15 protein-coding genes and 2 pseudogenes are annotated in these 22,606 nt (G+C 44.0%); 4 read left to right on the top strand and 13 right to left on the bottom strand.

Going from position 1 to position 22,606, the window contains the following annotated elements; all coding sequences use genetic code 11:
• Window positions 1–133: 133 nt before the first annotated feature.
• The 13 genes and pseudogenes from KKZ03_RS05965 to KKZ03_RS05900 form a co-directional block, all read right to left on the bottom strand.
• Complete coding sequence (locus KKZ03_RS05965; protein WP_243220607.1) at window positions 134–409, bottom strand: hypothetical protein; 276 nt, start codon at window positions 407–409, stop codon at window positions 134–136.
• A 165-nt stretch (window positions 410–574) separates the two neighbouring features.
• Window positions 575–1,645, bottom strand: a complete 1,071-nt coding sequence (locus KKZ03_RS05960) for a chemotaxis response regulator protein-glutamate methylesterase (RefSeq protein ID WP_243220606.1) — start codon at window positions 1,643–1,645, stop codon at window positions 575–577.
• Window positions 1,642–1,986 carry a hypothetical protein gene (locus KKZ03_RS05955; protein ID WP_243220605.1) on the bottom strand — a complete coding sequence of 115 codons (345 nt, stop codon included), beginning with the start codon at window positions 1,984–1,986 and terminating at the stop codon, window positions 1,642–1,644. Before KKZ03_RS05955 ends, KKZ03_RS05960 begins: the two co-directional genes overlap by 4 nt.
• A 127-nt stretch (window positions 1,987–2,113) precedes the next feature.
• Window positions 2,114–3,639, bottom strand: a pseudogene (locus KKZ03_RS05950) (IS3 family transposase).
• A 223-nt stretch (window positions 3,640–3,862) separates the two neighbouring features.
• Window positions 3,863–4,699: a protein-glutamate O-methyltransferase CheR gene (locus KKZ03_RS05945; RefSeq protein ID WP_243220604.1), complete on the bottom strand. Its 837-nt coding sequence runs from the start codon at window positions 4,697–4,699 to the stop codon at window positions 3,863–3,865.
• Between the two features lie 211 nt (window positions 4,700–4,910).
• Complete coding sequence (locus tag KKZ03_RS05940) at window positions 4,911–5,468, bottom strand: chemotaxis protein CheW (RefSeq protein WP_243220603.1); 558 nt, start codon at window positions 5,466–5,468, stop codon at window positions 4,911–4,913.
• Between the two features lie 9 nt (window positions 5,469–5,477).
• Window positions 5,478–8,171, bottom strand: coding sequence for a methyl-accepting chemotaxis protein (locus tag KKZ03_RS05935; RefSeq protein ID WP_243220602.1), 2,694 nt, complete (start codon window positions 8,169–8,171; stop codon window positions 5,478–5,480).
• 115 nt (window positions 8,172–8,286) lie between these two features.
• Window positions 8,287–8,838: a chemotaxis protein CheW gene (locus KKZ03_RS05930; RefSeq protein WP_243220601.1), complete on the bottom strand. Its 552-nt coding sequence runs from the start codon at window positions 8,836–8,838 to the stop codon at window positions 8,287–8,289.
• Window positions 8,839–8,847: 9 nt separating this feature from the next.
• A complete protein-coding gene (locus tag KKZ03_RS21985; RefSeq protein ID WP_371744865.1) occupies window positions 8,848–12,318 on the bottom strand; it encodes a methyl-accepting chemotaxis protein in 3,471 nt (1,156 codons plus the stop codon).
• Between the two features lie 96 nt (window positions 12,319–12,414).
• The gene (locus tag KKZ03_RS05915; RefSeq protein WP_243220600.1) at window positions 12,415–14,598 is read right to left on the bottom strand and encodes a chemotaxis protein CheA; all 2,184 of its coding nucleotides are present in this window, start codon (window positions 14,596–14,598) and stop codon (window positions 12,415–12,417) included.
• Window positions 14,595–14,936: a lipid asymmetry maintenance protein MlaB gene (locus KKZ03_RS05910; RefSeq protein ID WP_243220599.1), complete on the bottom strand. Its 342-nt coding sequence runs from the start codon at window positions 14,934–14,936 to the stop codon at window positions 14,595–14,597. The genes KKZ03_RS05915 and KKZ03_RS05910 overlap by 4 nt, the downstream gene beginning before the upstream one ends.
• Before the next feature lie 16 nt (window positions 14,937–14,952).
• A complete protein-coding gene (locus tag KKZ03_RS05905; protein ID WP_243220598.1) occupies window positions 14,953–15,321 on the bottom strand; it encodes a response regulator in 369 nt (122 codons plus the stop codon).
• A 9-nt stretch (window positions 15,322–15,330) separates the two neighbouring features.
• Window positions 15,331–16,806: a methyl-accepting chemotaxis protein gene (locus tag KKZ03_RS05900; RefSeq protein ID WP_243220597.1), complete on the bottom strand. Its 1,476-nt coding sequence runs from the start codon at window positions 16,804–16,806 to the stop codon at window positions 15,331–15,333.
• Window positions 16,807–18,237: 1,431 nt separating this feature from the next.
• Here KKZ03_RS05900 and KKZ03_RS05895 point away from each other — a divergent pair.
• From KKZ03_RS05895 to KKZ03_RS05880, 4 genes and pseudogenes are all read left to right on the top strand, one after another.
• The gene (locus KKZ03_RS05895; RefSeq protein ID WP_243220596.1) at window positions 18,238–18,738 is read left to right on the top strand and encodes a spore coat U domain-containing protein; all 501 of its coding nucleotides are present in this window, start codon (window positions 18,238–18,240) and stop codon (window positions 18,736–18,738) included.
• Window positions 18,738–19,181, top strand: a pseudogene (locus KKZ03_RS21980) (molecular chaperone); the annotation flags it as partial. The gene KKZ03_RS05895 and the pseudogene KKZ03_RS21980, both read left to right, overlap by 1 nt.
• 342 nt (window positions 19,182–19,523) lie before the next feature.
• Window positions 19,524–21,818 (top strand): fimbria/pilus outer membrane usher protein, encoded by a 2,295-nt coding sequence (locus KKZ03_RS05885; RefSeq protein ID WP_243220594.1) that lies wholly within the window; start codon window positions 19,524–19,526, stop codon window positions 21,816–21,818.
• A 65-nt stretch (window positions 21,819–21,883) separates the two neighbouring features.
• Window positions 21,884–22,375 carry a spore coat U domain-containing protein gene (locus tag KKZ03_RS05880; RefSeq protein ID WP_243220593.1) on the top strand — a complete coding sequence of 164 codons (492 nt, stop codon included), beginning with the start codon at window positions 21,884–21,886 and terminating at the stop codon, window positions 22,373–22,375.
• Window positions 22,376–22,606 lie beyond the last annotated feature (231 nt).

The raw sequence follows: 22,606 nt of genomic DNA, 5'->3' as shown, positions 1-22,606 counted from the left end.
ATTCTGGTGACAAGCTACTTACTGCTTGGGTAAGACCTGACAGATTTTATAATACCGTCACGTCTCACCTATAATCGATAGCTTGACTGTTGTAGTATGAAACTTACTTTCCAATAGACGATGCAAGAAGACTTTATTTAATCGCCGGCTTTTCAGGGGCAGGCACGGGAACCGGAACAGCGACATGTGGTGGTGTAAGAGTTTCAGAAACGGGTTGTTTAGCTACTTTTTCAAGTCGCTCGCCTTCACCATAAAGCGTAAAAGTGGCCATAACAAATACAGTTGTGATCACAATAATCATGAATCTGTCAGGTTTTTTCAAAAAGAACAGGGGCCACTGAGGCTTATACATTCCGGTGATGAAAAAAAGGATTGTCCATAATGCCAAGTCGAAGGCGTAATTTACCATTTATATTTACCTGTTAATATTCATTTAGTTGGATTTACATTATTATTATTTAAACGAACAGCTTTTTGCAACATACCAATTTATTTTAACGGTTTTATTTTTTTAAGGTTTAAATCTTTATCGCTGATTAACAAGCCATATCAGGAGGCGAAGATAATCCTTGAGCTACCGCCTGCCAGCATATGCAACAATTTCGTGGGCAATCTGGCTTAGTGGTAGTTCTCGATTAACAGCACCCAATTTTAACGCTTCTTTAGGCATGCCATAGACTACGCAACTATCTTCATCCTGACCCAAGGTACTGGCTCCCATATCAAACATTTCTTTTAGACCTTTGGCACCATCATCACCCATACCCGTCATGATGATACCCAGTGCATTTTTGCCTGCGCATTTTGCTACCGAGCGAAACAGCACATCAACAGATGGACAATGACGACTGACGGGCGGCCCTTCGACAATTTCAACATAGTACTGCGCGCCGCTACGCTTGAGCAACATATGTCGCCCACCTTGTGCAATCAACGCGCGCCCTGGGATCACTCGGTCACCATTGGCCGCTTCGCGTACCTCAATCTTACACAAACTATTTAAACGGGTAGCAAAAGCACCGGTAAATTTTTCCGGCATATGTTGCACGATCACAATACCTGGACAGACTCGAGGCAAGGCCGTTAGTATATATTCCAATGCTTGGGTACCACCAGTAGAAGTTCCGATGGCAACAATCCGGTCGGTAGTTTCGGCCATAGCATTAATGGCAGCAGGAAGAATGGCATCTGCCGTTAATTTAGCTGATACCGTTACCACAGGGGATTTGGCCAGTCGGCGCAAATTGGCACGCGCAGCCGCTTTGACTGCAGCCAGCAGATTTTCCGAGTCATCCTGCAAAAACTGTTTAAGCCCTACTTTAGGCTTGGTAACAATACTCACTGCTCCTGCAGCCAAGGCCTGCATAGTAGTTTCTGCACCTTTTTCGGTCAGCGTGGAGCAAATAACTACTGGCGTAGGGCGTTCGGTCATCAGCTTTTTTAAAAATGTAATACCATCCATGCGTGGCATTTCCACATCCAACACTATCACATCGGGCCATTGCGCCTGCATTCGCGCCATGGCGAACAACGGATCAGCAACGGCACCTATCACATTAATACCGGGATCTTGTGATAGAGTTGCAGTCAAAACCTGCCGTACCACGGCAGAATCATCTACTATTAATACCTTTATCTGAGTCATTTTAGGCTCCTGTCTATAAGCTCATATTCGGTGAGATACAATATGGGACTGTGTTTAACCCAAACCTCTCCGCTCCACACTTCAAAAATCACATTACGATGTCCGACATCTCCCAGATGTTCGGCCACGCAAGTAAAACCATATTGATTTACCAGTTGCTGCGCAGCTTGCACATTCTGAAAGCCGATATGGGACATCCTGTTTTCAAAACTTCCAGGAAACATATTCCCTCCCCCAAATAATTTGACCTGATATTCCTTATAGGGTGTGCCAATGGCATCGATTTTCTTTAACAGCAAGGCAATTGCCTCATCGGCATAACGACCACTCGGGACAGGCAAATCGTCTATCCTGTGATCAATGCCATGTCTTGGCCGCGGTAATTGTCAATGTAGTTGTCGCCTCGACGGTTAAATCTTACTCTGGTTTGTTTTCTAAATAATCACTTCCTTGGTAGCATTTTTTTGTTTAGACCTTGTCTGGGTTAAGGTGGGCTGTCTGGATTTTTTCCCAATTACGGGAACTTCCAGTCCAGCGTTGCGGATGTTTAGCACGTGCTGCTTCGTAGACGACTTTACGGTTATCCAGAAGCTTGTCGTCCAAGCCTTCATGGCGTTGCGCTGGAGTAATAAACCGAATAGCGCTGTGACGATGCTCATGGTTGTACCATTCCACTAAGCTTGTGACCCACTGACGCGCTTCCGTAACATCGGCGAACGGCTTTAGCGGATAGTTAGGACGATATTTCAAGGTCTTAAACAACGATTCTGAGTACGGATTATCGTTGCTAACCGATGGCCGACTAAACGAAGGCATGACACCCAGTTGTTGCAAGGTCGCCAGCATAGTCGATCCCTTCATCGGACTGCCGTTGTCAGAATGCAGGATAAGCTGTTCTGCCTGTATCCCTTCACGATGACAGAGATCACGTAACAATTCGCCAGCCAAGGCGCTGTTTTCTTCTTCATACACCTGCCAACCGACGATCTTTCGGCTGAAAATATCAACAAATAGATACAGATAGAAAAACTGTCCACGGATCAGTGATGGCAGATAAGTAATGTCCCAACTGTACAGTTGATTAGGTGCTGTAGCACATGCCGCGCGTGGCTTTGTTCGTGTTTGAGCCGGACGTTCGCTACGCCGATGGGTAAGCTGTTTTTCCTCGCGCAGGATGCGATAGAAGGTCGACTCAGACGCCAGATAGCTACCTTGGTCGGCCAGTCGTGGCACGATCTGACTCGGTGGCAGATGACCAAATTCATCTGAATTAGCGACGATCAGCACCTCGGCACGCTCGATTGCTGTTAGTTTGTGTGGCGGTTGATAGTCACGCAAGGGGCGTTGATCGCAGTGAATCGTCTCACCTGTCTGCCAGCGTTGTAAGGTACGCTCACTAAGTCCTAATACTTCACAGGCTTTAGCTTGACGTGCTCCCGCAGTTACTGATTCATTAAGTAAAGCAATCACTTGTTCGCGCTCTTCGTGGCCAGTCATTCGACCTCTCCCCCCAAGAGCGCCCGGAACTTTTTTTGCAGTACCAACAGCGCTGCGGCTTCTGCTAAGGCTTTGTCTTTACGCAATAAATTGCGCTCAAGGCTTTGGACTTCTTCTTTCAATATACGCAGGACCCGCGCTTCTTCACGCTTGTCTACTAAGTCATCCTGGCGGCAGAAATCAGCTTTCCATTGTTCCAACTGATGAATAAAAACGCCGCGTTCACGACACCAGGCATTTAAGTCTTCACCGATCAAATTATAGGTTTTTTGTAAAGCAGTAAAGCGTTCTTCAGAGCTCCAATCTTCGGGACGCTTTGATTTTAGCGGTGCAAGTTTGACGTCCTGTTCCTTCTGTTTCATCCAAGCCTTCAAGGTTGTTAAATGGATATTCAATTCGTTTGCGACGGACTGAACTGATTGGTCATTACTACGATTGTATACTTTTACCAGGGCCTGCTCTCTGAAGCCTACTGAATACCTTTTATATTTTTTCATTTCTACTCTCAAATTTTATTTTTTCTTAAAAGTTGAGGCGACAACTATTCTGACGCAGGGGGGGGAGCATGTAGTGACACATTCCTCCTACCAGCAGTTTAGGATGCCAAAAGGTTATTGAGACACAAGAACCCAGGACGGTACTGATACGGGTATTCCGATTACCGAAATAATATTCGCCAGGAGCAAGAAATATCTTTAAAGGAGCAAAAGAATACATATTTCAAGGCTTTAGATAAACGGCTGGCTGCACTAATCGCAAGTCTTTGGTTATGCCGTTCAGCGTTTCGGAATGACCCACAAAAAAATGCCCGCCTGGGCGTAATAACGACACCAAGCGGGACACGACCTGCCGTTTAGTATCCTGATTAAAGTAAATCATGACGTTACGCAAGAATATCACATCAAATTCACCGATTTTCGGCGGCTTATCAGTAAGATTATGTTGCTTAAATTGCACGCGCTCACGCAGTTTTCGCTCAATCAACAAAGCCCCCTCCTGACTACCTGTGCCCTTAAGACAATATTTTGACAAATACAGGGGAGGGATTTTCAGCATACAATCTATAGGGTAAAGACCGTTACGTGCCTTTTCCAGTACTTGAGTACTAAGATCGGATGCTACAATTTCCCACGGCACGCTACCCAATACTGCATCCAGTAGCATGGCAATACTGTAAGCTTCCTCGCCACTAGAACAGGCTGCACTCCAAATGCGTAAGGTTTTTCCGGGCTTTCGTATCGGCAGAATATGGTGCTGCAGAAAATCGAAATGTTTGGGTTCACGAAAAAAATGCGTTTCGTTAGTGGTTAGTAAGTCTACTGCCATTTGTAGCTCTAATTCTTTGTTGGCGGCGGTAATCAGTTGAAAATATTCACCGTAACTCGTCAGCCCATAATGCGTAAGTCGCTTCGCCAGCCGACTAACTACCAAAGAGTTTTTAGCTGGCGACATACTGATGCCGGCAATACGGTAGATCAGATCACGAAACTGTGCCAGTTCCTTTTCCTGGACCGCCACAGAAGCTTGATTAGGCTTGAGGAACTTGTATTCAGTCATTTTTAATTTTATATATTGGTATTAGATATCATTGTTCAGGAAGATTTTTCACGCACGATTATTTTCGACTTAAGGTGATATACAGAAATTAATAGTCCCAAGTGGCTCAGAATTCTTGTTTTTTTACACAATGCAAAAATAAGCGCGTAGCCGGATATATTATTCGCAGAAAATCACCTAACAGCCTTATTAATTAATAAAATCGATGTAGTTATTCCACTGGCTTCAATTCAACTGCCGAAGTATATCCCGCCCCAACCAGTGCTGCCATATCATCCATCGACAACACATACTGAATATTCAGGATAATTACAAACTTGCCATTGATCTTGCCCATACCGGCGATAAAGTCAGCTCGAATATTGCTACCAAATGAGGGTGCCGGCTCGATTTCGTGGGCTGGAATTTCCAACACAGCATTTACCGCATCGACCATCACACCAACATTCTGGGACTCCTCACCGGTATTTACTTCGACAATAATAATACAGTTGCGTCGACCTACCTGAATAGCCCGCTTGCCAAAACGGGCACTCAGATCAATCACCGGCACCACAGCCCCCCGAAGATTAATAACGCCCAAAATAAAATCGGGCATTCGCGGCACCTCAGTCAGTTGACTATGTTGAATAATCTCCTTGATACTCAATATGCTGATGGCATAAGTCTCACTGCGCAGCATAAAAGTCAAATATTGCTGCTGCTCCTCTTGATTTTGACTGCCAGCAACAGTCAATAGTGACTTTGCTATGGGTGTCATTGCTTTCATGCGCGACTCCTAAAACCTGACAAATTCAGCTTCGTTTGGTGCTTGATTTTCCTCGCCCATTTTTTTTACGGCCGGTTTAAATGGCATTGTATTGGAAGTCACTGACATTGTGCCTCCACTATCAGCCACGGTAAAAAATGCCATCAACTCTTGCAATTGCATGGCCTGTCCGCTCATTTCTTCCGAAGTAGCAGCCAATTCTTCCGATGCACTGGCATTCTGCTGGGTGATTTTATTAAGCTGATCCATTGCTGTATTGATTTGGGCGGCACCGGATGATTGCTCTTCAGAAGCGGCAGCGATTTCCTGTACTAAATCGGAAGTTTTCTTAATTGAAGGCACAATGGTATCCAGAAGCTTGCCGGCGCTTTCCGCCATCTCGACACTGCTGGAGGCAAGTTCGCCAATTTCCTGTGCGGCAACTTGGCTACGTTCGGCCAGTTTACGCACTTCGGCAGCGACGACCGCAAACCCGCGACCATGCTCCCCGGCGCGTGCAGCTTCAATCGCCGCGTTCAAAGCCAATAAATTGGTCTGATAAGCGATATCGTCGATAATGCCAATTTTTCCGGCAATACTCTTCATCGCGCTCACAGTCTCTTTAACGGCACTCCCCCCTTGTACGGCATCGCTACTGGCTTGGGTAGCCATACCTTCGGTAACTTTGGCATTTTCAGTATTTTGATCGATAGAAGCCGACATTTCTTCAATGGAAGCACTGGTTTCTTCAACGGACGATGCTTGTTCACTGGTCGCTTGTGACATGCTTTGTGCGGTAGCAGATACCTCTTCACTGGCAGAGGCTATATTGTATGCAGCACCATTAACCTGACTAATAACTTCTGAAAGTTTGGTGATAGTATTGTTGATAGTTTCTTTAAAATCTTTAAGCTGGCCGTTGTAATCTCCATTCACAGTTTTAGTAAGATCACCAGCCTCCATAGCAACAAAAACCTTTACTGCTTCGTTTAATGGTCCAATCACAGCATCCAGCGTGCTATTCACGCCTTCAACAATCTTGCGGTAATCGCCCTGATGTTTGCTTGCATCGGCACGGGTAGCCAATCGGCCTTCGACAGCCGCTAAGGATAATAAATCAGCATCACTCACCAAAGCGCTAATAGCGTCGATACAGGTATTCAGGTTATTTTTAATAATATTAAAATCACCGTTATAAGTATCGGTGATCTTGACCGGGATATTACCGTTGGCAATATTCTCGACGTAATCGGCGGCAACGTTCAACGGCCCAATCACGGCATCCAGCGTGCTATTCACGCCTTCGACAATCTTGCGGTAATCGCCCTGATGTTTGCTTGCATCGGCACGGGTAGCCAATCGGCCTTCGACAGCCGCTAAGAATAATAAATTAGCATCACTCACCAAAGCGCTAATAGCGTCGATACAGGTATTCAGGTTATTTTTAATAATATTAAAATCACCGTTATAAGCATCGGTGATCTTGACCGGGATATTACCGTTGGCAATATTCTCGACGTAATCGGCGGCAACGTTCAACGGCCCAATCACGGCATCCAGCGTGCTATTCACGCCTTCGACAATCTTGCGGTAATCGCCCTGATGTTTGCTTGCATCGGCACGGGTTGCCAATCGGCCTTCGACAGCCGCTAAGGATAATAAATTAGCATCACTCACCAAAGCGCTAATAGCGTCGATACAGGTATTCAGGTTATTTTTAATAATATTAAAATCACCGTTATAAGTATCGGTGATCTTGACGGGGATATTACCGTTGGCAATATTCTCGACGTAATCGGCGGCAACGTTCAACGGCCCAATCACGGCATCCAGCGTGCTATTCACACCTTCGACAATCATGCGGTAATCACCCTGATGTTTACCGGCATCGGCACGTGTTTGTAATCGGCCTTCGGAAGCAGCAACAGCCAGCATGTTGGCATCGGCTACCATCGCTTTGATACTGTCACACATATGCTTCATGGCACCAAGCAACTGCCCGGTTTCATCGGTGCTGGTGACTTGAATATCAGTGGTCAGGTCACCTTTGGCAATGTTATTGGCGACATCCAAAGCTACGTTCAATGGCCGACTAATACCACGAGTAATAAACCAACCCATCAACACAGTCGCCAGCAAAATAAAAGCCGCAATAATCGTAGACATTCGTGTCGCATCAACTTTGGTTGCGGCGGCGATATTGGATGCCTTCATTGCCAGATCAACGTTGTATGTCATGTGAGCATTAAGCGTAGCATTGGTCCTTTCGGCCTGGTCAGCATTTTGTGTCAGCGCATCACGAGCCAGATCGTTCTTGTTATCGCGGGACAAGTTGAGTGTATTGTCTACGCCACTGATGTATTTTTTTAAATCAGCCAGATCATCAGCCAGTAACTGTTTGTCCTTATCGTCTGAGACTACGCCTTCATAGTCTTTAAGAGCGCTTAAGACACCATTCTGTGCCTCTTTAACCTGTGTTTCTATATCCATCATTTTGCTTGGATCAGTATTCAAAACATGACGGTATACACGGACACGCAAACGGCCAAATGACTCTACACCCTTGGCCAGCATCACGATACTGGGAATGCTGTTGACGTTGGCATAATTGGTTTTTTCATAAACGACATCCATCTTGTTCTGTCCAAACAAAGACAGTATCACCAGGCCCAAAATGCCAGTAAATACCAGCAAAATCATCTTTCTAGCAACGGTAACCTTCATTTCACTTACTCTCGGATAAATTAAAAAATAACAACTGTTTGCTTTTTATGCCGTGACAGATTCCGTATCAGCCGACACTATCTTTCCAAGATAATCTCATACCAAAAATGACAGGTCATATCACTGTCACCAATTCGCTAGTTGACGCCACCCCAGCCAGTACCTCTATATCATCCATCGACAGTACATGCTGAATATTCAAGATAATGACTAACTTGTCATTAATCTTGCCCATACCGGCGATAAAGTCAGCTCGAATATTGCTACCAAACGAGGGCGCCGGTTCGATCTCATGAGCGGGAATTTCCAGCACAGCGTTTACAACATCAACCATAACGCCAACATTCTGAATTTCCTCGCCTACAGCTACTTCAACGATAATAATACAGTTGCGTCGGCCTACATGAGTGAGCTGTTTACCAAATCGGGCACTCAGATCAATCACAGGAACCACAACCCCTCTCAGATTAATGACACCCCGAATAAAATCCGGCATTCGCGGCACCTCCGTCAGTTGGCTATATTGCAAAATCTCCTTGATACTCAATATGCTGATGGCATAAGGTTCTCCACTTAGCATAAAGGTCAGATATTGCTGCCGTTCTTCTTTATTTTGGCTGCCAGCTATAGTTAACAGTGACTTTGTTGCGGGTATCATCGTATTCATGCATCGCTCCTAAAACCTGACGAATTGAGCTTCATTAGGTGTCTCTTTTATAATCTTCATTTTTTTTACCGCAGGTTTAGAGGCCTTAGACAATACCTCGCCTTCGCTACCGGCCACGGTAAAAAATGCCATAATTTCTTGCAATTGCATGGCCTGTCCGCTCATCTCTTCCGAAGTAGCGGCCAACTCTTCCGAGGAACTGGCATTCTGCTGGGTAATCTGGTTGAGCTGATTCATAGCTGTGTTAATTTGGGCGGCGCCTGACGATTGCTCTTCAGAAGCAGCCGCGATTTCCTGTACCAGATCGGACGTTTTCTTGATAGCGGGTACGATGGTATCCAAAAGCTTACCGGCGCTTTCCGCCATCTCGACACTGCTGGAAGCAAGTTCGCCAATTTCCTGTGCGGCAACCTGGCTACGTTCGGCAAGTTTACGCACTTCGGCAGCGACAACCGCAAACCCGCGGCCGTGCTCACCGGCACGTGCGGCTTCAATCGCCGCGTTCAAAGCCAATAAATTGGTCTGATAAGCGATATCATCGATGATGCCAATTTTTCCGGCGATACTTTTCATTGCACTTACGGTATCTTTAACGGCTGTACCGCCTTGTACTGCATCGCTACTAGCTTGGGTAGCCATACCTTCGGTAACTTTGGCATTTTCAGTATTCTGGTTGATGGAAGCAGACATTTCTTCAATGGAAGAGCTGGTTTCCTCCACCGAGGCGGCTTGTTCACTGGTCGCTTGTGACATATTTTGTGCGGTAGCAGAGACCTCTTCACTAGCCGAGGCTATACTGTACGCAGCACTATTGACTTGGGCAATCACTTGCGCAAGTTTGGCAATCGTGTTGTTGACGGTATCTTTAAAATCTTTAAGCTGCCCCTTGTAATCACCAATAACAGATTTAGTAAGATCGCCGGTCTCCAGCGCAGAAAGTACTGCTACGGTTTCATTAACCGGAAGAATGATTCCATCAAGGGTTTTATTAATACCTGCGACCAATTTACTGAAATCGCCCTGATGTTTGGAGGCATCGGCACGAATATCCAGCAGGCCTTCGGCAGCCGCTTTGATCAGACTATCCGTGTCGTCTATAACGGCTTTTAGATTATCACGTACCAGTTCCAAACTCTTGGCCACAACATCATTTTCCGAACGGACATTGACCTTGACTGACAAGTCACCTCCTGCAATGCCTTGGGCTGCAGTTGCCTGCTCATTGATGGCATCGATAGCCTGATTGAGGTTGTTCTTTATGTTGTTGAAATCACCGTTATAAGAATCGGTAATTTTAGGCGGTGTATCCCCTTTGGATATACGCTCCACATAGTTGGCAGCAATATTCAACGGTCCAATCACGGCATCCAGCGTGCCATTAACACCTTCGACAATCTTGCGGTAATCACCTTGATGTTTACTGGCATCGGCACGGGTAGCCAACCGGCCTTCAACAGCGGCTATGGATAATAAATTAGCATCAGCAACCAGAGCATTAACTGCATCGATACAGGTATTGAGGTTATTTTTAATAATATTAAAATCACCATTATAAGTATCGGTGATCTTGGCCGGGATATTACCGTTGGCAATATTATCAACATAATTTGCAGCAACATTCAGCGGATCAATCACGGCATCCAGCGTGTTATTGACACCTTCGACAATCTTGCGGAAATCACCCTGATGTTTGCCCGCATCGGCACGGGTGGCCAAACGGCCTTCAACAGCGGCTATCGATAATAAATTAGCATCAGCAACCAGAGCATTAACTGCATCGATACAGGTATTGAGGTTGTTTTTAATAATATTAAAATCACCATTATAAGTATCGGTGATCTTGGCCGGGATATTGCCGTTGGCAATATTATCAACATAATTTGCAGCAACATTCAGCGGATCAATCACGGCATCCAGCGTGTTATTGACACCTTCGACAATCTTGCGGAAATCACCCTGATGTTTGCCCGCATCGGCACGGGTGGCCAAACGGCCTTCAACAGCGGCTATCGATAATAAATTAGCATCAGCAACCAGAGCATTAACTGCATCGATACAGGTATTGAGGTTGTTTTTAATAATATTAAAATCACCATTATAAGTATCGGTGATCTTGGCCGGGATATTGCCGTTGGCAATATTATCAACATAATTCGCAGCAACATTCAACGGACCAATCACGGCATCCAGCGTGTTATTGACACCTTCGACAATCTTGCGGAAATCACCCTGATGTTTGCCCGCATCGGCACGGGTTTCCAGCCGCCCCTCAACGGCAGCCATGGAAAGTATGGCAGCATCTGCCACCAAAGCCTGAATATTGAGCTTAAGCAATATCAGCCATTCGTGTATTTGGTCGTCGTTAGACGCTTTCCCCATTTCTGCAGTCATATCGCCATTGGCAAGCTGGGTGACATAAGCAATCAAATCGGATAGCCAACTATGCACACCATTAACAGCCTGTTTCATCTTGTCATGGTCGCCTTTGCACTCTATTTCTACTCGCTGACTTAAATCACCACCCCTAATCATACGCAAAATACGATTACCTTCACCAATTGGTAGGAGAATGGCATCCAACATCTGATTAACCGAATCCCCAAAATCTTTGACCGCTCCACTCAGTTCAGTAGTATTGATACGTTCACTGAGTTCTCCGACGATAGCAGCACTGGTTACACGTTTAATTTCAACATTGGCTTTTGCTTCTGTAGTGCAGTCAACCCATTCCACCGCATAGCCATTAATATTGTTTTGTTTATCCAGCACGGGAAAAACAGTTAAATTAAACGACATATCCAAAACCTGGATGGTTGCTTTATGCGGCATTTTACCTGGATCGGCAAAAATACGTTTTTGCATCTCCGGGTTACGATGAAAACTATCTATACAAACGCCTATTAGCCGCTCAGGATCAAAACCGGGAAAAACTTTTTGCAGCTCTGTTTTATATTGGTTTAATAGTTTTATTAGCGACGGATTGGTTGAGGTAATTCGTCGTTCTAAATCGCAAGTCATAACCGGCGTCACCATATTGTGGAGTACCGATTTTGATCTGTCGGCCTCAACTTCCAACTTCAAATATTCCGTTGCATACCAAAATTCGAGTACTCCGCCTTTAAAAATACCGTACTCATTAACGAACGGTAACAGCGAAACATGAAAAGTCTCCTCTCCCAACGACATCATCTTGGCCCAGCTTTTATGTTCCTTATATAGTTCCAAAAAGACTTGGGCAGGAATAGTTGTAAAACTGTCAATACGCGTATCGACAAGATGCTGAATATTAAAATCCGGCATCAATTTTTCAAAAACCTGTTGATGTTGTTGGAATAGTTTGGCTGCCGACAAACTGACTTTAGAAATCACCAAATTGGCATTAAAGAATATGAGTCCATTACTGGTTTTTTCAAAAAACAATTGAAATTGGGTGTTCTCGTGTTGCTGATTGCGGTTGAATAAATAATCAATGACTTTCATGGCGTGTTTCCTGATACAAGTTATTTTATTAGGGTGTGTTAAAAACTGGCATTTACTATTTCGGGATGCTCCCTTATCTTGCCTGCTTCACTATTTTTATACTGCCGAAACCAACGTCTGACTCACCTCGGCTTCATGTTTTATCTGTCCCATCAGTCCGGGCACATCAATGATTAAGGCAACCTCGCCGCTACCTAAAATGGTAAAGCCACCAATACTTTTTTCGCCTTTAAACAGCTTGCCCAACGGTTTGATTACGGTCTGGAACTCACCCATCAATTTATCCACAACTAATCCAGCCTTATGCTCTCCGTAGCGCACCACAACGACATAATCGCGTTGTACCATGGCACCTTTCATGGCAAAGTGATCACTCAACCGTCGATACGGCAGCACTTCACCGCGTAGGTTGAGATATTTGCCATCACCCTCGTCGCTTGCCCAAGCCTTTAATTCTATACACTCAACCACCATATCCAGTGGAATAACGTAAGCGGCATTGCCGACGCCAACCATGAAACCATCAATAATAGCCAAGGTGAGCGGCAGTCGGATACGCACAGTGCTACCTTGACCTTCTATACTATCCAGATCAACGGTGCCCCGTAAGGCCTGAATATTACGTCTTACAACATCCATACCCACACCACGACCAGAGAGATTACTGACCACATCGGCAGTAGAGAAACCGGCTTCAAAGATAAGGTTGTAGATTTCCTTATCAGTCAGATTTATACCCTCGGTAACCAGGCCACGTTCAATGGCTTTTTTAAGAATTTTTTCTTTATTCAAGCCACCACCATCATCGATAACTTCGATAACAATACTGCCGGCATCATGATAGGCATTAAGCTTGAGTGTGCCTTTGGCCGGCTTCCCCCGAGCAATGCGCAGTTCTGCAGACTCTATACCGTGATCCATAGAGTTACGTACCAAATGAGTGAGCGGGTCTCCGATTTTATCCACGACAGTTTTGTCGAGTTCCGTCTCTGCGCCACTGATAACCAGATCAATGTCTTTGCCCAGTTCTTTACTGACATCACGTACCACACGCTGGAAGCGATTGAATGTACCACCGATTTGTACCATACGTAATGCCAACGCTGAATCACGAACTTCTTCGACCAACCGTGACAAAGTCTCAGTAGACTCGATAAGTTCTGTCATTTTGGCACTCCTGGCGATTAAATTGGTACCCGCGCCAGCAATAATAAGCTCGCCTACCAAATTGATTAGTTCATCGAGTTTTTCGGCATCGACACGAATCAGGTTGGCTTCATTTTTTTTGTTGTCTTTAACCTGTCTTTGCTTTTCCAATGCAGCAACGACTACCGGGGGACTAACCAACTGTTGTTCAACCAGCACTTCGCCTATGGGCTGTTGCGGCTCATTGCCCTGCCCTGATTGAAGAAGCAGGATGTTGCTCAGTTCTTGCGGGGTTAAAGTGCCGCATTTGACCAGAATTTCGCCCAGACGCATTTCCTGTTCCGGCAATTCCATAATCAGGCGTTTGTATTCCGAGACTTTACTGCGTGGCGGCAATATATGAATTGAACAGTCACTAAGAACAAAATTGAAAATGCTCTCAATGGCAAGCTTATCCGCATCACTATCAAAACTAATTTCAAAGCCCAAATAACACGATTCAGGATCCATATTCTCAGCAGCAGGAATGGCATCAATGATGGTGACCAGTTGCACAATGTTGCCTACAGAAGACAGACAGCGCACAAAAGAAAAAGGATCCATGCCGTTTCTGAACACTTCAGTTCCAAAGCGTAAGGACAAATGCCAATGATCAGTACCGACTGCATCACTTTCTTCTCGCTCCACCTCAGACTCGCTAACCATCGGTACTTCTGTTAAAGCTACGGCTTGATCCAACACCGTATCGCCAAGATAAGTCTCAAGTTGTATTATTAAACGTTTACCACGACTGTCGGTATCATCCGTTGGATAACTGCCTTCAGCAACATGATTGATTAATACACTCAAATGATCATGAGCTTCAAGAAATAATGAGGCCAATATAGAATTCATGGCGATATCACCGCTACGTACCCGATCCAAGACACTTTCCGAGGCATGGGTAAATAACACAATAGGATCCAGGCCAAACATGCCAGCCGAGCCTTTAATGGTATGCGCTGCCCGAAAAATCGCATTAATGATTTCAGCATCATCTGCTGATTGCTCGACAATCAGCAGGGCTTCTTCCATTTCTTCGAGCAATTCTCTGCATTCGATAACAAAGGTTTGTAGATATTCGTCTGGAATCATATCGATTTACCTTCAACTGTCGATGGATAAACTATCAGCAAAGGATCACCAAAAAAACCGGCTAAACCGGACAATTCAAGCAGCGTCAATACGACCGGACTATGGCCTGTAAAGCTCACTACTTTGCCTAACGCGGTTGCTTCCTGCTTTATCATCACCAGCAACTGTAATCCGGCAGCGTCAATTTCACCGACTTCGGATAAATCAAGCTCCAGTTCTTCAGTCACTGATAAATCCACCAGTAATTTATTTTTCAATTCCATCGCAGTATAAATAGTTAATTCACCGTCTATAACAATGCCTTGACTCTGCCGGTTTTTATTTTTCACGTTCGCCATCAATTACTCCAATGATTTATGCCTGAATAAGCTGCGCAACTGCTGCCAATAATTGTGCAGGTTGAAAAGGTTTAACTATCCAGGCTTTTACCCCTGCAGCCTTGCCTTCATTCATTTTCGCGGCTTGAGTTTCAGTGGTTAGCATGATAATGGGCGTAAATTTATAGGCAGGCAGTTGCTTGGCTGCTTTAACAAAGGTGAGCCCATCCATATTGGGCATATTCACGTCACTGATGATAAGATGGATTTTACTACCGTCCAGTTTGGTTAAGGCATCCTGGCCATCACAGGCTAAAATCACATCATATCCTTCGCGGGTAAGGGTGCTATTCATCACCTGCCTGACCGATGCTGAATCTTCTACAAACAGTATTGTTTTTGCCATATTGGTATCTCAAAAAAAAGTAATATTGTTTTCATAAGGCTTGATCTCAATCTTCGCCCCATCATGCACCGCAACCTGCTCTTCCATTGTGTAAGTCTTGACCAGTTCTTGCAGCCATTGCTCGGCATTCACCGAACGAGGCAACCCCGCACTGGTTTCTGTATTATTCAGCACATTCAAATGCTGTTCGAGTTTGTTCAAATCATTACCAACATGCGTTAGAATCTGGCTAACTCGGTCCTGAAACTGCAAAGCCACGCAAACATCAGATATTTCATGATTAATCGCATTATTTTCAACACGTAGCAGTTTCTCAGAATCGGTTAACTCAACAGCTGCCAGTCTGAAGCGCTTCAAAACCACAGCAATAATTTGCTCGGCATTATCTAGCGTCTCTTCGTCTTGTTTGGCAAATTTCCGGGAAATTTTTAACGTACCATTAATCGCCTTATTGACAGCGGCAATAGTATCGATAATTTGCTTGCCATAATCACCTGATGACTGTGACAATTTTCGTACTTCAGAGGCAACCACTGAAAAGCCGCGACCGGCATTACCAGCCTGTGCTGCCTGAATGGCAGCATTAATTGCCAGTATGTTGGTATGTCTGGCAATACTGCTGATTTCCGATGCCATATTGCTTAATTTTTCAGTAAAACCTGACAATTCCTCGATTGAACGCAGCAGTTTCCCCTTATCTTCCAACGAAGCACCCAAAGCCGTGGTTATAGTTCCCAATTCCAATTGACTATCCTGTAAGAGATCAACGATCCCACCTTGTAAATCGTGATCACCACTGACGGCATTTTGAGATGCCAGGGAAGAGGCATCCAAACGATTTGTCAGGACACCAAAGCGTTCTGCCAAATCGGCTATGGATTCTTCACTATGCACCTTGGCCATATCAACCTGACTTGCCCAGATAGGTAATACTTTTTGACATAATGAATCCAGTCCACCTATACCTGAGTCTTGATTTTCAGTGTCTGTCGACAACTCATCAAGATGCATGGTTAAAGCTTTACAACGCTCTGCCAAACCAGCAATCTGTGTTTCAACAGAAATCGGTAAGATCTCTGTTTTTTCTTCATACTTGCCGCCAATAAGCTTTGATAATGTGTCAAAACCTTCAGCTAAGCCAGCCAGCAGGTTTTCTATATGCTGTCGCTCTACCTTGACTCGATTGGTGCCAGCTTGCAAAATTGCTTGCTTATGTGAATTCCGCAAACTGTCGATTATTTCATCATTTTCTTTCTGCAATTTTACAGACAGATTCTGCTCGATAGTTTGCAGCGACAGTCGATAGCATTTTTTACTCCAGAAATACAAGGCGGCAGTCAGGCCGATTAATACTGCAGACATTGCCCACTCACTAATCACAAAACGGTTGGATACAATAAGTCCTAATAAACCAAAGCCGCTTACTGACAACAAGGGAAGTGTTTGCCAACAATCATTTTGATACATTTTTATCGCTTCTTTCATATTACAGCTTCCTAAGTAATCCTTGATTATTAATATTCATGGCCCTATATAAAATACAACGGGCTACCCAGGGTTTTTATATATTTCAATTTCCATCAATATAGCTGCTAGCTAAAATGCAATTATTTTATTTTTAATAAAAGAATAATAATATTATTTTATTTTTAATAAAAAATAATAATACATTTTTATAAGATACCTTATCAGATGCAGACTATTTCATTACATCAAATAAAGATGATATTTTTACTTATTTCAATTATTTTTAACGACTTGCCGATCATTAATCTGATTAGCGCTTCAATGGTAATAAATTATTTGATGTAAAACAATAAGTTGCGATAAATCAAGCTATTGAAAATTTAATAACAGCCTATTGGCCAATACTGCTACCGAAAATATAAAAAAATAAATATCAGAGCTTTAAACATGCCTTGTTTCTTGGCACGGTCGGCAAAGGAAAGGGTTTTGGTCGATGTTTGACAGCTCTTGGTTCGCTCTTTCGTTTTTGTTTTCCAATGGCCGTTGATACTATCGCCCTTAATAATTTCTGCAAGGCGCTTATCAGTCGATTCCCATTCAAGCCTATAATCTGCTTGGAGGCTTAAATGATGAACTGCACTGCTGATATGAAACTCAGTTGGGGAGGTATCTTCTCATGCAGACTGGCCGTCTGTGCCAAATTCCCGCGAATGATGTTGTGCATATTCTGGCTCAATCTGAACACTTTTCTGGGTTTTTCCAGAATCGGTGTTCAAGTTGCCAGAACCACACTTAACACATTGTTTATAAAACCAATACTTCGGACAGTTTTTGTAATTATCTGATTTTAAAAGATTTCAAAAACGCCATTCAAAAAATTAAAGCTGCTACTTTTCAAATAGTTATCTTTCTACGGACTGTCGTTTGATAAAAATTGTCCGAAGTATTGAATAAATGCAAATCAAAATTGGCTAATTTATACCAAGCTGGTGTACCCAAATAAACCGTGATAATGAGACACTTTTTTGTCCCAATAGGATTTAATTAGATTTTTGAGCGATGCTAAAATTAAAGTCTGAACCCTAATGAGACAAAATAATGGATATTTTATATTTGCAAATATTGTGAGCACAAAAAATGTATATTTAAAATAGAATACATATGTAGTGCATTTAATGTATAATTGAAAATAAATAAATTGCACAAATACCTGCACAATTAATCAGTGGCATCCATTTGATAGAACACAAAAAAGATCTTGTCGTCCTGCGCACTTGTTTTTACAAGCCTTTAAAATAAAGTACTTTTCAAAACTTCAGAGTAATCAATAACAGTTACCATAATTGTTAAATTCTTAGATGACTCGCCAAATAACATATCAATTTAATAATTTAAAACTGTCCGAAGTATTGATATAACTTGCCCATAACTACTTAGTAGAAGAGTTCAATGAATTTTTTTCAAAAAGAAATTAACCTTGCCGTGGTCTTATTGATGCTTAGTGGACAAGCTATACAAGCAGCTACTACAACCAGCACTTTTCAAGTTACCGCAACAGTCAACGCAGCCTGCAGTGTTTCAGCAACGAATCTAGCCTTTGGTATCTATAATGCTTCTGCGGCAGCTAATGATAATACCAGTACGATTACGATGACCTGTACCAAGGCTACCGCTTATGACATAGGTTTAAACGCAGGAATAGCCAGTGGTGCAACGGTAACGTCCCGACAGATGAAGCATGCGACATTAACTGACCTGATCAATTACAGCCTTTACAGCAATGCCGGTTACACTACCAATTGGGGAAATACAGTCAGTACAGACACAGTTCATGTCGCCAGTGCTAGCGGCGCAGCTGAACTCTATACCGTTTACGGCAGGATAGCTTCCAATCAGTATGTAACCGCAGGATCTTATGCCGATACCATTACTGTCACCGTTACCTATTAATGACAATGCCTAGTATTCACACCAGCCGTTCGCCAAAAAATTGGGCGTACTTTTTGCTGATATTCCTGAGTAACATAGAATTTGTTTATGCTGGTTCCTATGGTGTTAATCCGGTCAAATTGATGCTTTCCGCACAAACTCCCACGCAGATCATTACGGTACGTAACGATGGAGCAGAAGCTACTGTGATACAAGTAGAATTAGCTGCTTGGTCGCAAGTAAATGGCCAGGATAGTCACTTGCCAACACGAGAGTTATTGGCGACTCCACCTATCTTTACTTTACCGGTCGGGGCCTCGCAAATTATTCGGGTCGGCCTGCGTCGCCTTCCAGACGTACAACGAGAGCTCGCCTACCGGATGTTTTTACAAGAAGTACCTCCGCCTGTAAAATCTGACGCTGCAGGTTTACAAGTTGCCCTACGTATTAGCATTCCGGTATATGTAACCCCCCCTAATCCCGTCAAACCTGTTTTAAGCTGGCAAGCTGTACGTTTTGATGAGCACACACTTAAAGTCACTGTAACCAATACCGGTGATAGCCATGATCATCTTTCAGCTTATAGGATTTATCGGACAGGCAACGCCAACCCTATAATTACAAAGCAACTTTTCACTTACCTGCTATCCGACAAACCTCATTATTGGTCGTTTACAACCAATAGCATGCCTAATCCCGGCGAACACCTACGTATTTTGGCGACTACCGAGATGGGCGAAGTCAACGCTGATATCGTTATGGACAAACCCTAGATATCAACTAATGAGGCGGTTTTTTTTTGCCTATTGTTTTTGATAAAACCGGTCGTTGCTGAAACGGTTAATCCGCTGCCATTTTCAGTCATCCCCAATCAGCCAAGCGAACAGGAGTTGTTAATGGCGATTTATGTCAATCAAGAGGATTTGCACGAAACAGCACTGTTACTAAAAAAAAATGGTGACTTATTAGCTGACGCCAATGATTTAAAGCGATGGCGTTTGTCACTGCCATCGGAACCGGCGTTTCCTTATCAGGAACATCATTACTACTCGTTAACAGCACTTACAGGTATTACCTACCATATAGATGAGGCCAGGCAAGCGCTGTTGATCGACGTCAAAACGGCAGCTTTATCATCTACTTCGCTCAACGGCTCTGCATTACAATTATCAGAGCCGAATCCCTCTCCTATGGGCGGATTTATCAATTACGATATTTTTACGCAATACATGCAGCAACGATTTCAACTTAATAGCTTGGTGGAATTGGGGGCTTTCAACGGCTGGGGCGTAGGTGTGAGTAATTTTTTAGGCCAGGATATTAGCGATAAAACCCGACTTATCCGTCTCGATAGCACATGGACTATTGATAAGCCTGATCAATTAACCAGTGTCCGTATAGGTGACGCAATCAGTAGCGCCGGTGCTTGGGGGAGGCCTGTTCGCTTCGGCGGCTTGCAGTGGGCTACCGACTTTAAGACTCGCCCCGGGTTTATTACATTTCCACTACCGAGCATGGCAGGCGAAGCGGCGCTGCCTTCCACGGTAGATGTCTATGTCGATAATAACCTGTTATTAAATCGCCAAGTGCAGCCAGGACCGTTTACCGTTAACAATGTGCCAATGATTACCGGTTTGCGCGATATACGAATGGTTGTACGCGACATACTGGGCCGCGAACAAACAATTACTCAACCCTATTATGCAAGTCCCAACTTGCTACAGCGAAATTTACAGGAATTTTCGTACGAGATCGGCCCGATCCGTGAAAACTTTGGACTAAGCAGTAACGATTACGGTCGCTGGTTTGCTGTAGGTACACATCGTCGCGGCCTTAGCGATCAACTTACCGGTGAATTGCATAGCGAACTGTTGCAGAACCAACAAACTCTTGGCCTAGGCAGCGTTTTTTTATCACCAATAATAGGTGTTTTTGACGTCGCCATAGCCGGCAGTCATAGTCAGAAAGGGTTTGGGGCTTTGCTATCAATGGGCTTTCAAAGACAAGCCTCATGGCTAAATTTTGGCGGCCATGCGCAATTTTCCGACAGCCCATTTGCACAACTCGGTTTCGCTCAGAATCGGCCGGCACCAAAACTTTTAGGCTCACTATATATGGGTGTTTCAACCCACGGTTACGGAAGCTTTAACCTAAACCATATCTATCAGCAATATCGTGATCAGGGCAACATCAACCTGATCAATGCAAGCTACAATACCACTATCGGTGAAGGATGGTTTTTAAATCTTTCCATATTCAATAGCCTGTATGATGATAATAATAAAGGTATGACACTGGTACTTAGCCATACCCTCGGAGAGCGCACCACCGCAAACCTCACGACAGGACTACAAAATAACACGCCTAATACGCTAATGCAGGTACAACAAAATTTACCGCCTGGCAGTGGACTTGGCTATCGAGTGTTAGCCGGATATAACGAATCAGAACGTATCGAATCCGGGGTTAGCCTGCAAAATGATATTGGGACTTACCATTTGGACGCCTCCCGGTTTCAGGGGCAAAACAATGTTCGTGGTGGTGCCAGCGGAGGTTTGGCTATCATGGCAGGCGATGCATTTTTTTCTCGCCGTATCAACAGCAGTTTCGCTGTCGTACAGGTTCCTGATTATCCCAATGTAGATGTTTATGCAGAAAATCAACTCGTCGGAACTACCAACGCTTGGGGGAATGCAATGGTGCCTGCACTTAGGCCCTATCAGGAAAACCACATTAGCATTGAACAATCTGACCTGCCTTTGGATGCAAAAATCGATACCTTGTCACTCAATGCCTCGCCTTATTTTCGCAGCGGCTTTCTACTAAAATTTCCGGTTCGGCGTTCGCGCGGGGCGACCATAACAATAGTGATGGACAATGGTCAACCTCTACCGGCCGGAGCTACAGTGGAAATCATCGGACAGCAAGAAAGATTTCCGACGGCTTTACAAGGAAAAGTTTATATCACAGGACTTGCACCTAATAATTATTTACACGTACTCTGGCATGAGAAAAGCTGCGAAATTGAGGTTCATTTTGCTGACACGGAAGAACCGCTGCCTGATCTTGGTAGCTTTATCTGTCATGGAGTCACACAATGATAAAATGTCGCTATTATCAGTTTAAATGGATTCGTTTGAATTATTCACAACCAAGAAGATTCAACATGTTATTCAATTTAACAGCCATTCTGCTTGGCATTGCTTTGTCATTGATGCCAATGGCAGCGATCGCACTCGGACTTAATTGCACTGTATCTGCAACAGGTGTGAACTTTGGTAATTATAATCCTACCAGCAGCTTACCAACTGACGTCACAGGGAATGTCCATGTTGCCTGCACAGCGCTTCTGATCAGTATTTTATCTACAACCAATATCAGCCTCAACACTGGAGGTAACGGTTCTTTCGCTCTTCGAAAAATGTCCAACGGTGCCAATCGACTCAATTACAATTTATATAAAGAGGTCAGTCACACCACAGTTTGGGGAGACGGAACAGGTGGTACGAGTATCTGGACGGATTCTTTACTAATCCAAATATTGGGGACCAACATTAATCACACTATCTATGGCAGCATTCCTGCAGGTCAGTATGTAGCAGCGGGCAATTACTCGGATACCATCACAGTAACAGTAGAATTTCACGAAGGACTATAGCCATATCATAAAACGGCCTGAAGCGTGACTGAGGCTGTACCTCCGTCACTCATGTTATAAAAACTATAACCGGAGGGAACAAAATGCCTAAGCAAATATCCGAAAATTAATATGCCCAAGTGGCACAGGATTTTTGTTTATTTACAACGACCGCAAAGATGCAGAAGCAGTTGCCGAGGCGAAAAAATAGGCGCGTAGCTGGCTACGTAACTATTTTGACAACGCAATAAA

The organism is Methylobacter sp. S3L5C (assembly GCF_022788635.1).
GTDB lineage: Bacteria > Pseudomonadota > Gammaproteobacteria > Methylococcales > Methylomonadaceae > Methylobacter_C.
This window is presented reverse-complemented; position numbering and strand designations above follow the sequence as displayed.